The sequence below is a fragment of the Paenibacillus sp. SEL3 genome, from assembly GCF_054602585.1.
In genome coordinates this window covers 3,777,434-3,788,949 of sequence record NZ_CM137725.1, presented here as the reverse complement: position 1 = coordinate 3,788,949, position 11,516 = coordinate 3,777,434, and the positions used below count along the sequence as shown (strand labels likewise).

General features: G+C 41.5%; 13 protein-coding genes. 6 read left to right on the top strand and 7 right to left on the bottom strand.

Translation table 11 applies throughout. The features are described 5' to 3' along the window. Positions 1-172: 172 nt before the first annotated feature. Both ACYCS5_RS17475 and ACYCS5_RS17470 read right to left on the bottom strand, forming a co-directional pair. Positions 173-1,465: a homocysteine synthase gene (locus tag ACYCS5_RS17475; protein WP_459759849.1), complete on the bottom strand. Its 1,293-nt coding sequence runs from the start codon at positions 1,463-1,465 to the stop codon at positions 173-175. A gap of 153 nt (positions 1,466-1,618) precedes the next feature. Beyond that, positions 1,619-2,257, bottom strand: coding sequence for a flavin reductase family protein (locus ACYCS5_RS17470; protein WP_165148038.1), 639 nt, complete (start codon positions 2,255-2,257; stop codon positions 1,619-1,621). Positions 2,258-2,355: 98 nt separating this feature from the next. Here ACYCS5_RS17470 and ACYCS5_RS17465 point away from each other — a divergent pair, with 98 nt between their 5' ends. Then, positions 2,356-3,045 (top strand): ArsR/SmtB family transcription factor, encoded by a 690-nt coding sequence (locus ACYCS5_RS17465; RefSeq protein WP_459759848.1) that lies wholly within the window; start codon positions 2,356-2,358, stop codon positions 3,043-3,045. 322 nt (positions 3,046-3,367) lie between these two features. Here ACYCS5_RS17465 and ACYCS5_RS17460 read toward each other — a convergent pair whose 3' ends face one another. Then, positions 3,368-3,961, bottom strand: a complete 594-nt coding sequence (locus tag ACYCS5_RS17460; protein ID WP_459759847.1) for a dienelactone hydrolase family protein — start codon at positions 3,959-3,961, stop codon at positions 3,368-3,370. Continuing rightward, on the bottom strand, positions 3,945-4,829 hold the full coding sequence (locus tag ACYCS5_RS17455) for an aminoglycoside 6-adenylyltransferase (protein ID WP_459759846.1): 885 nt from the start codon (positions 4,827-4,829) through the stop codon (positions 3,945-3,947). Before ACYCS5_RS17455 ends, ACYCS5_RS17460 begins: the two co-directional genes overlap by 17 nt. Before the next feature lie 146 nt (positions 4,830-4,975). Between ACYCS5_RS17455 and ACYCS5_RS17450 the strand changes: the two genes are divergently transcribed. The 3 genes from ACYCS5_RS17450 (at position 4,976) to ACYCS5_RS17440 (ending at position 6,948) form a co-directional block, all read left to right on the top strand. Next, positions 4,976-5,518 carry a GNAT family N-acetyltransferase gene (locus tag ACYCS5_RS17450; RefSeq protein WP_080658582.1) on the top strand — a complete coding sequence of 181 codons (543 nt, stop codon included), beginning with the start codon at positions 4,976-4,978 and terminating at the stop codon, positions 5,516-5,518. A gap of 17 nt (positions 5,519-5,535) precedes the next feature. After that, entirely contained in the window at positions 5,536-5,901 is a 366-nt protein-coding gene (locus ACYCS5_RS17445) for a cupin domain-containing protein (RefSeq protein ID WP_039270324.1), read from the top strand. Positions 5,902-6,048: 147 nt separating this feature from the next. Next, entirely contained in the window at positions 6,049-6,948 is a 900-nt protein-coding gene (locus tag ACYCS5_RS17440; RefSeq protein ID WP_069010794.1) for an alpha/beta hydrolase family protein, read from the top strand. A 134-nt stretch (positions 6,949-7,082) separates the two neighbouring features. Here the strand turns inward: ACYCS5_RS17440 and ACYCS5_RS17435 are convergent, their stop codons facing one another. Continuing rightward, entirely contained in the window at positions 7,083-7,898 is an 816-nt protein-coding gene (locus ACYCS5_RS17435) for a DUF2935 domain-containing protein (RefSeq protein ID WP_165148032.1), read from the bottom strand. A gap of 226 nt (positions 7,899-8,124) precedes the next feature. On the opposite strand from ACYCS5_RS17435, the gene ACYCS5_RS17430 reads away from it, so the two are divergent. Next, complete coding sequence (locus tag ACYCS5_RS17430; protein WP_459759845.1) at positions 8,125-9,162, top strand: SPRY domain-containing protein; 1,038 nt, start codon at positions 8,125-8,127, stop codon at positions 9,160-9,162. A 276-nt stretch (positions 9,163-9,438) separates the two neighbouring features. Continuing rightward, positions 9,439-10,080, top strand: coding sequence for a hypothetical protein (locus ACYCS5_RS17425; protein WP_069010792.1), 642 nt, complete (start codon positions 9,439-9,441; stop codon positions 10,078-10,080). A gap of 220 nt (positions 10,081-10,300) precedes the next feature. Here ACYCS5_RS17425 and ACYCS5_RS17420 read toward each other — a convergent pair whose 3' ends face one another. Then, entirely contained in the window at positions 10,301-10,408 is a 108-nt protein-coding gene (locus ACYCS5_RS17420; protein ID WP_023986758.1) for a hypothetical protein, read from the bottom strand. 147 nt (positions 10,409-10,555) lie between these two features. Beyond that, positions 10,556-11,437, bottom strand: coding sequence for a glycosyltransferase family 2 protein (locus ACYCS5_RS17415; RefSeq protein WP_342445482.1), 882 nt, complete (start codon positions 11,435-11,437; stop codon positions 10,556-10,558). Positions 11,438-11,516: the final 79 nt, after the last annotated feature.

Here is an 11,516-nt window from a genome sequence, read left to right as displayed (position 1 = left end):
ACCCTATGGGGTATAATATATACCTATGGGGGTATGTTGTCAACACGCAAAAAAAGACGGAGGTTGCCCCCCGCCTGATCAACCCTGAACGAATACCGATCTGGGTCGAAAAATCACTTGCGATGCTACACGAATGCTCTGTCACACTTAGTCTAAGAAGAGTCTACTGCTACTACTGCTGGCTGGCCGCGATCGCCTGCTCCAGATCATACAATATATCGTCTATTGCTTCTGTCCCGACAGATAGGCGTAACAGCTCCGGTTTGACTCCGGCAGCAACCTGTTCTTCCTCATTCAACTGCTGGTGCGTTGTGCTTGCCGGATGAATAATCAAAGACTTGGAATCACCTACATTCGCCAAATGAGAAAATAGCTTTACATTCGCAATTAGCTTGCTTCCCGCCTGGCTTCCACCTTTAATACCAAAGGTCAGGATTGCTCCTTGTCCTTTCGGCAAATACTTTTGAGCTAATGCGTAGGACGGGTGGCTCGGCAACCCGGTGTAGCTTACCCACTCCACATCCTTGTGGCCTTCGAGATATTGCGCTACCTTCAAGGCATTTTGACTATGTCTTTCCAGCCGCAGATGAAGTGTCTCCAAGCCTTGAAGCAGCAGCCATGAATTGAACGGAGAAATGGCAGCTCCCAAGTCCCGTAGCAATTGCACCCGTGCCTTGATAATATATGCGATAGGTCCCACCGCCTCGGTGTAAACAACTCCGTGGTAGCTCGGGTCCGGCTCAGTCAGCCCCGGGAAACGACCACTCGCTTTCCAGTCAAACTTGCCGCTGTCCACGATCACCCCACCAATAGACGTACCGTGTCCGCCAATAAACTTCGTTGCCGAATGCACGACAATGTCCGCTCCGTATTCAATAGGACGCAATAAGTAAGGACTTGGGAACGTGTTATCCACAATCAGCGGAATACCATATTCGTGCGCAATCGCCGCTACTGCTTCCACATCCAGCACATTGCCCTGTGGATTGCCAATCGTTTCGGCAAAGATGGCCTTCGTTTTATCCGTAATGGCATGGTGGAAATTCTCTGGATCATCCGAATCGACAAAATGCACCTTAATACCCAATTTGGGCAGTGTGGTAGAAAACAGATTATATGTACCGCCATACAGGCTGGAGGCTGATACAATTTCATCTCCAGCTCCCGCAATGTTCAGAATGGAGAAGGAAATCGCCGCCATTCCCGAAGCTGTGGCCAACGCGCCAGCCCCGCCTTCCAGTGCGGCAATCCGTTGCTCGAACACATCCGTGGTCGGATTCATCAGACGCGTATAAATGTTGCCGAATTCTTTCAGCGAGAACAAATCAGCCGCATGCTCGGCATCCCGAAATCCATATGAAGTGGTTTGGTACAACGGAACGGCGCGGGAAAAGGTAGTAGGATCAATCTCTTGTCCGGCATGGACAGCGAGAGTTTCGAATGACAGCTTGCGTTCTTCTGACATGATTATTTCCTCCCTTGTTATACGTGCTGTATGAATCGTCTCTTCCTGTATACGTACTCATGGATGATTTTTCAATTATTCTCGCACAAAAAGAACGATTTGGGAAGATAATTCTCATTATTCAGGTAGGATATTATCATTTTATTTAAAGCATCAGGTTTCGGATCGAAAGGTTTTGCCCAAATGCTCACCCAGACCAAAATAATGGCGGAAATTATAGATGAGCGGACTCCACTTTGTCGGATCAATATGGTTCTCGCCGAGGATGATATCCTGATGAACATGCACCTGTATGGCTTGAGTTTCGACGATAGCAAAATAAGGAGAATGGTCAGGAATTCTTACATCCCTCACCTTGGCTTCAATTTGAATAGGGCACTCCCTAATTCGGGCAGGCTTGACCCTATTCGACTCAATCGAAGTGAGTCCGCTGATCTCATACTTATCTTTATGGTACATAAATCCATGTTCCTTTTTTTCCGCTGGAACAGGATTCTTACCTGTATAAGGAGCCAAACGTTCTACATTTTCCCACATGGAAGGTCCCGGAACATTGATTACACATTCGGGATGCCGCTCCATATTTTCTAATGCTTTGCCACCTGTTCCAATGCCTAGTACCACACAATCTCCTAATGCCCACGAGGAGGAAATCGGGCTAATATTGGTCGTTCCATCCTCATTCACCGTATTGAGTAAAATTACAGGGGTTCCGTAATATAAAATGCTAGGGTTAATCGTTTTAACGTTTGGGGTATGATTCATCTCATTCATCTGATTTGTTGGGTTCATCATCTCTTCTCCTTCTATTCAGATCTACCTCCCTATTGTAAAATATAAATATTTCAATCTTCATCGAAGTATGGATTACAAAGGGGGATAACCGTGCCATGAGCACCAAGTCAAATGTAGCCATGATTGCTTCTCTTGTCAGCGAGCCTTCCCGTGCAGCTATACTCACCGCTTTATTAGACGGCAGGTTCCACACGGCAAGTGAATTGGCCCATATGGCAGGCATCAAACCGCAAACGGCCAGCTTCCATCTGGCTAAAATGACCGAGGCACACGTCGTTACTGTGGAAAAACAAGGGCGTCACCGTTACTATGGCATTCAAGACCCCGAAGTTGCCCGGGTGATGGAGTCATTTTTATCCATAGCTCCACCTGTTCCAATCAAGTCATTCAAACAAGCCTCCGAAAACGAGGCCATACGGTTGGCAAGAACTTGCTACGATCATGTTGCGGGTCAATTAGGCGTACAAATCATGAGTTTTTTCATGCAAAGGGGGATTCTTTCCGAGGATCAGGACGGGCTTCATATTACGGACCAAGGAGAGACTTTCTTCACTGACTTTCAGATTGACCTTACAAAAACAAGACAAAAGCGCCGCTCCTTCTCACATAAATGCCTGGATTGGAGTGAACGACGTCATCACCTTGCAGGTGCTTTAGGAAGTGCTATTCTGGACAGATTATTCGAATTACATTGGATCGAGCGTCTGCCTACAACCCGAGCGATACGTATTACAGCCGAGGGTAAAAGAGGTTTTAAAGAGATATTTTCGATAGAGGTCGACTAGATCATCAGAGTCCTTTTATTTTTCGCATTACCTCAAATCAAGCAGACTGTTTGAATTGGGCAATAGCAATGGCGGAGTCCTGAAAGTTAACTCCTGTCGTAGTAAGCAGGATAAATTAAGAAGCTTTCCCGCTCTGATCCGCCGCTTTTGCCCCATCTGCCGGAGAAGGTTGAATGGTATTATGAAAAAAAGGTAGCCACAGCCACATACGTCTCCTTTTCATAGTCAATGATGTGTATACATATGACTAATCCGCATATCAAGACTGTGCGTTTCCCCAGAGTAATGAAACAGGTGTGGGCTGGATGAAGCTGTTCATTGATCAACCTCTCTTGAAGAACTCTACCGTTTCGTTAAATGATTGCTGAGCCGAATGTACGTTATATCGGGGAGAGTACGGATCACTGAATCCGTGCTGTCCGCTGAATTTATGTACCCGGATATTACGGTTATCTAAAATTGAAATAAGCTCATCCACATTAAATGATGGTTCTTCCTGTGGGAAAAAAAGCAGTGTTGGACAATGTGGAGTTATTTCTAAATAATTCCTAATGCGAGAGCCATAGTATCCTACAATTCCATCAACATACTTTTCTTGACTACACAGCCAGGCAACCGTTGCCCCTATGCTAAAGCCGACGATAAATACCTTTTTATAGCGAGCTCGAATACTTAATAATAAACTTTCGATATGATAGAAAGAGCGTTCAAATCCTATATTTTCTATAAAATTGGTATAGGCACTTTCCTCTTGCGAATAGTCATAAGGCGTTTCTTTGCCTAGTAAATTTGGACAAATGACGTCATAACCCTGATCTGATAATAGGCTACAAAAATTTTGTATATGCTTGTTAATCCCATAAATCTCATGCAGTACAACAATTAGGGTGCTCGACTTTTTATCTATGCTTATCATATTGTCCCCCTAACCAGTTTTGAATATGGGAAAATAATTCATCCGGATACGCGTATTTATACTTAGCTGCCACTTCCGAGGATAATCGTTTGAACAACTTTAAGGATACGACCAATGCTTCCCAACTATGATTGGAATCGTATTTCCCAAAAGATTTCTTCAAATCAGTAACAACATCTTGATCAGCCCATTCATTCATGAATTTCCCTGCATGCCAAGTATCATATTCCGATCCATGTACAGCTTTTGCATGCCACTCTATCATTTGCAGCAATAATTGTTTACAGTCCATATCTCTTTGCTTAGCTACCCACAGATCATTACGCAAAATTTGTTTAGCCACATATAGAGAGGCGAAGCAATACATGTTAACAACCTGTAGATAAGCACCTTCAGATATTAGAGGAGTATCCGGGATCGTTGTGGTTTGAGAAATGATTTGATTTCCATTCCCCGTCTTATCGAGCAGCATCCTGACCCCCCGCTGAAATCCTTCAGGAATACGTCCATTTTTGATTATATGATCCAGATCAGAAATATGACGGAATAGAAAATCAACCTCAGCCCCTTGGTCAAAGAGAACGAGTTTTTCCGGATCCCCTTTTGCCGTTCGAAACATAAAGCTGGTCCAAACTTTGCCGATGTTTAGTAACCATTGATCATTTTGAAGATAGTAATCTGGATTCGTTGAAAAGACGACTACATCCAAGTCAGAAAACTCATCAAAAGGCTTGTCCTCTCTTGCCCGGGACCCAACGATATAAACCGCAATAATTTCCTCATTAGAGATTCCCCATTCGGATATACGCTCCTCAAGCACTTCGTAAGCATTATTCATTACAATATATCCTCCTTTTTTAGAAAACATTATATCCAATCCAATAATTACGGTATATATTTTTAGTTAACATTCAAAGGAATGCTGCCTGATATACACCATTCATCAAATCAATTTCCCAATCTTCATCCTGTGATATAATTCTTTCAATATTACAGTTTGGAAGGATGGTGCAGATGTCGGAGCAGCGAGTATACATCCGGTTCTCTGAGGAGACGGACGCCGCAGAGTTGGCAGCAATGTACAAGCGCAATCGAGAATTCTTTGAGAAGTTTTCGCCAAACAACCAAGAGAAGTACTATACGGAGGAGCACCAGCTCCAGACGATTATTAAAAGCAAGGCCGACATGATGGAAGACCGGAAATATTCCTTCGTGGTATGCCACAAGGAGGACGACCGGATTATAGGCAGCATAAGCCTATCTTTTGTGGTGAGAGGACCGCTTCAGAGCTGTATGATCGGATACAGTCTAGACCAAGCATATAACGGAAAGGGTTATACGACGGAGGCGGTGAAGCAAGTGGTTCACTATGCCTTCGATGAGCTAAAGTTTCACCGGATCTTCGGGGAAGCCTCTCCCCAGAATCCAGGATCCATACGTGTGCTTGAGAAGGCTGGCTTTCACAAAGAAGGCATCTCTCGAAGTAACGTAAAGATCAACGGGAAATGGGAGGATCACCAGGTTTTGGCGATTATAAATCCATCTGAGGATATCTAGTTTAAAAGGAGGTTATTATGAAGTATCAATCCATCAAACTGAATGAAAAGTTATCTAAGTTTAGTGATCATTGGTCTCCGAAAGTTATTGGTGAAATGAATGACTATCAATTTAAATTGGTGAAAATAGTTGGGGATTTTGTATGGCATGATCATCAGGATACCGACGAGGTCTTTATTGTACTTGAAGGTGAGATGTTCATTGATTTTAGAGATGGACGGGTACAAGTTTCTCAGGGAGAGATGTTTATTGTACCTAAGGGGGTCGAACATAAACCTTTCGCCCATGAGGAGTGCCATATCATGCTAGTAGAGCCGAGGGGAGTGGTAAATACTGGAGGAGCAGAGTCAGAATTAACGGCAGCCAATGATACTTGGATTTGAATATATAGCAATAATTAGAAGTGAACAAGAAAAATTGAAGCTGATCGGAGATGGGGCGTATGCACTCCGTAGCTGTCTATTATTGCATTAAGCAACGGGCAGGGGGGATAGTTAAACAAAAATTTCGAGAAAGGAAGAGTATAGTGGATGATAAGAAACGCAGAATTTAAGAATAGTTATGCAGGATGGCGAGAAGTAGAAATAAAGGATTCCTCTCTAGGCATTACATTTCCCATGATGGTAATGTATCCAACGGACGAACCCGAACAAATAGAGCGATTGGGTCCATACCAGTTAGAGTTGGCGAGAGAGGCAGGGCCATCGGAAGGAAGGTTCCCTTTGGTTATCATCTCTCACGGTACTGGCAGTACACCGCTTGTGTATCGGATTTTGGCGCAGTATTTAGCACGTAATGGTTTTATTGTCGGCATTCCAGAGCATCCATTTAACAATCGAAATGATAATAGTCTGGAAGGGACTGCCCAGAATCTTATCTATAGACCTAGACATCTTAATATGGCCACCGATTGGTTTTTCGATAGTATGCTGTTCAAGGACAATTTGATACAGAATGCTGTGTCGCTCATTGGACATTCCATGGGTGGTTATACGGTATTAGCAGCGGCAGGTGGCGTGCCGACTTCTTTTCCTCACGAGACCTCGGACGGAAAGCCCCAGCTTATAGAGGTTACACCAGATTACCGAGTAAAATGCCTCGTTTTACTAGCGCCAGCGTCGGTCTGGTTTCGAGCTGAAGATAGCTTGCGTACGGTTAATCTACCTATCTTAATGATGGATGCAGAGAAGGATCAGTACACTCCTTCTTTACACGCGCGTATAATATTGGATGGCGTGCTGGACCCTAAGAAGGTACAATACAAAACAGTAAAAAACGCCGGACATTTCTCCTTTCTGAGTCCTTTCCCGAAATCGATGAGGACTCCAGCCTTTCTCCCATCGCAAGACCCTCCCGGCTTTGATCGCGAACATTTCCATAGGGGACTTAATGCTGACATATTGGATTTTCTATATGCTCATACACGTTAGTTGGATGACAACAGCGGCTGTCTAAGACTTTATTTTTCAAGTCTTGGTCCGCCGCTGTTTGATTTTTTGTTCAGTCTAAAGCTTTATTTCCACTGGATATTTTACAGAAACTGTGTTCTTTTGGCTGGGCTCTCTCAGTGCATGATTTCTCTCTTATTCACCTTAACACCTGATAAGGATTGATCAAACATATCGAGAATAAAAAGAAACCTCTCAGCTTCACGAAATACATGATCGGCTAATAAAGGATGGATAATGCTTTTTATTCGGCACTCGTCGATTAAATCACGCGCTGTTTTTTTAAAATCACGCAAGGACTTCACAGAGACACGGTTCTCATCAACAAATTGACTCAGGAGTGGAACGGTTTGTGACTGTGGCCGCATATGACTTAGGTCAATCGCTTGAAACATTAGCATATCAAAATCATTACTAAACTCCCTAGCTTGTTCAACCAGTTTACGTTCGGATGGATCAAGTAAATGGCCTATAAATTTTGCGTGATCGGCCATGATTTTTAAGAAAAATACATTTTCGTCAATAATAGCATCAGGTAAGGGTTCAAGTGTTCCTGAATTCAGTTCTCCTAAACGGTTTCTGAAATAATTTGCTTCCCGACTTACGTGATCTACCAGTAAAGGAAAATTGGTTTGTCCAGGAAGCTTGCATTGTAATATAAGGCCCAGTACCATCCTCTTAAATGCCCAAATATTCGTCGCCGCATTCTGAACTTCCGTATTAAACTCTTTGATTGTATAAGGATCTGCCTTGTTATTAAATTCATGCGACCTTTTCTCGATATCCTCGAAAATAGCGTAAAACTGATTGGCTTCTGTTTTAAGTTGAGTATCTTCCGCTCTAAAACCTAACCCCAGAAAAAAGGAATGCTCCTTCATAATCCTCGACCAAAATCGTATTTCATCTAATGAGCGCGCTACGAATGCATCCAATCATATCCCTCCTCTATGTGAGCAAAAAGCACTTACTTAGTCATATGGGATATGCCAGGTTATTATGATTATCGAATCCCACGCCTCATATTAGTCTAATTCTGAAGTTAACAAATTAAATTCCATAATAATACTCATATTTGAATATATATCATTTAATGTTTGGACAATTCTCCCAATCCAGTTCTATAATTCACTTGTTATTACATATATTTAGGAGGAAGTCATGAAAAATATTATATTCAAAAAACTAGGAACAATAGTGTTAGCCCTTCTCATTGGGGTTTCGGTGTTCTCATTGTTCCCTACTGTTACAAAAGCTGAGACTAGTAACGTGACTTGGTCGAATGGTTCTTTATTAGCAAAACTAGGGAATGGAGGTCAAGGAGATAAAGCAACTGTAGGAAAAACCAGTGGGAAGTGGTACTGGGAAGTAAATGTAGTTGATGGAAATCCAGATATACCAAGTATATCATTAATTGGTATAACAAGTGAATCAGGTACTAATACATCAGATAAATGGAAGTATCATAGTTACTATGGGTATGACGGTCAAATTTTAACTAAAATATCTTCTGATATAACAAGAACTAAATATGGTAAAACTTTTGCGCAGAAGGATACTATTGGTTTAGCGTTGGACATGGATAACGACACAATTTCTTGGTACAAAAATGGAGTTTGGCAAGGTTCTAATACTGCAAAACCATCTCAACTCGGTGGATCACAAGTATTCCCGATGGTTATGGCTGGGGAAAATGGATATAAATCCTTTCAAGCTAATTTCGGTGCTAGCCAATTTAAATATCCAGTCCCTGAAGGATTTTTACCTTATCAAGATTCGGATACATCTACAACACCTGATCCATCTACAAAGCCTGACCCGTCTACTACACCGGATCCATCCACTAAGCCCGATCCGTCTACTACACCGGATCCATCCACTAAGCCCGATCCGTCTACTACACCGGATCCGTCCACTAAGCCCGATCCGTCGGATACAGATGGGGCCTCCCAACCAACTGGTGATCGTGCCATTCTCACTGTAACCATGGACAATGGGTTTGATAAAGAATTCGATTTGAGTAAAAAAGAACTGAATGCCTTCATCGCTTGGTATGACGCTAAAGATGCTGGTAGAGGTGCTTCTTTCTTTGCCATTGACAAGCACAATAACAACAAAGGTCCATTCAGCAATCGCAAAGACTACGTAATCTTCAACAAAATTCTCACATTTGAAGTAAGCGAATATTCAACTAAATAAGCATGATGAAGGGCTTCATGTCGGCTAACTTGCCGATGAAGTCCTTCTTTATATTTACTTAATCTCAAAATCACGCCTAAATTGCTATACTGGACGATACATTTTTTCTAGACTAAAAGTTTGCAAATCGTTTTTTAAACAAAAAAAGCACGGCTTCCAAAAAGCCTGGAAGCTGTGCTTTGCTTATGTATTCAACATTAATATTCGATAATAAAGGTAACAAGATAAAATGAGCAACTACCTCAACCGATGAGGATACTCACAGGAGAATTCGTCATGTTAAAAAAAGCTCTATTCATTGCTCTACTTTCTGTAGCTCTAACAGCTTGTGGAAGCAATTTCAAAGAAGCAACGACAAGGTCTGGGTCTTCAAGTACATCCTTTGCTACTGAACAAACAGCAAGCAATGAAAATACTGCTCAGCAAGCTTCTACAAATCAGGTCACAGATAAACAATATTTATTTGCTGAATTCATGAAAGATGGAACCCCCATGTTAACAGAAGATCAAGCTTCTATGGAACAAACGTCTTATGACTTCATTGCTAAAAACAGTGACTTATTTCCTTCCACAGATAAAAGCAAAGTCATTAATCTAGTAGACAAATCCGTAACAACAAAACACTTAAATAAAAATTTGAACTTATACTTAAACAAATTTGTAAAAATAAGCGGCGATGTAATAGATATAGAAGAAGATAACATTCCTATAGGAACAACGGCTATCGTTTATATTAGTGATGAAAATGATAATACAGTAATGGCAGTTTATCCGGGAGCAAGTGGGGAAATTTTTGAAGGAGACGTTGCTACAGTTATTGGAGTTCCTATCGCTAATTTTTCATATGAAAATATTTCAGGTGGCTATACGAATACTACACTGTTAGCAGCTTCTTTTCTCACGAAAGAAAATCAATAAATTTTAATCATGCAAGCCCTTAAGCGAGTATTCAACTAAATACACAACGAGAGGGACTCTATCCGGCTAGATAAAGTGATTAGAAAATTGTTCAAATGCAAAAAGCACTGCCGACCCATAAGGTTAGCAGTGCTTTTTATCTAATCTAATTTCGGACAGAATGAAAGAAGGTCGTTCAACTTGATTGATGGGTCATTATCATACAATTCTTTTCGCAAAATTAAACCCAACATGATTTAAGGATGATAACCAAGAGGATATAGAGCACCAAAATAGCCGCTGTAGAAGTCCACACACCGCAAACAGCTGCACCTGCACATCCGCTCATAGCTTTAGCCCTCCTTTATTTGTCTTCATCTTAATATATGTGTAAATATGTTTTATGACCGGGCATTCAGGTAAACATAAAAAGCACTCCATTTACGCATGCCAGCGGAATATTAGGATACTTTCCGATCGCGTGCTGATATCTTTGTTAATATGGAAGATGAGATATACACCGCGAAAAAGCCATGCTTAATAGTTCCTGATTGTAAATCTGATACTTACGGTTTTGATCCAACACCCAATTTGCAAATCCCACAGCTTTAGTGTAGCAATTATAATCATAGGGATTAATTTTAAACTCAAGAATATTCAGCATCATCTGGTTCTCTTCATCTGATAATTCCAAGCCCAACTGGCTAAACTGTCTTTGTCGAATTCTCCGAGCGGTGTCGTCTTGTATGGCTCTGTGCTGAATGGACACTTGTCCTTTATGTTGACGATAATACAATAAGCTTATAGGGAGGTTTGCTATTTGTACCTGAGAGGCTAATCGGTTCCACAGTTCGTAGTCTTCGGCATGAGGATAACTACTATCATATTGAATGTTTAGCCGATGTATCATGCTATTGCGTATTATTGTAGCAGGATGGCAGATACAGCAATGAAATAACAACCATGTTCTAATTTCTTCATGACTAGCCGGATTCACCTTAAGTGCCCCTCCACTAGAAGTAGTAAAAGCAGCACCACATACATCAATTAAGGGATTTTGATCCATGAATGATATTTGCACATCCAATCGATCTGGCGTAGAAATATCATCGCTATCCATACGAACGATATATTCACCAGTTGCCCTATTGAATCCCTCGTTTAAAGTAGCAACCAAACCTTGATTGGTACTATGGAATATTTTAACCACTCTAGGATCTGTTATTTGTGAAATAACAAAAGCGGATCCATCTGTTGAGCCATCATCAATAATAATCAATTCAAAATCGGAATAGGTTTGAGCTAATATACTGTGGATTGCTTCCCAAACAAAGGACACAGTGTTATAAACTGGCAGTATAACTGAAGCTCGTGGCACAAGAAGTTCCCTCCATTCTACATTTTAAAATTAGAAAATATTATTTTGCATAAAAGCCAACTTCCCTATTTTTCTCGAA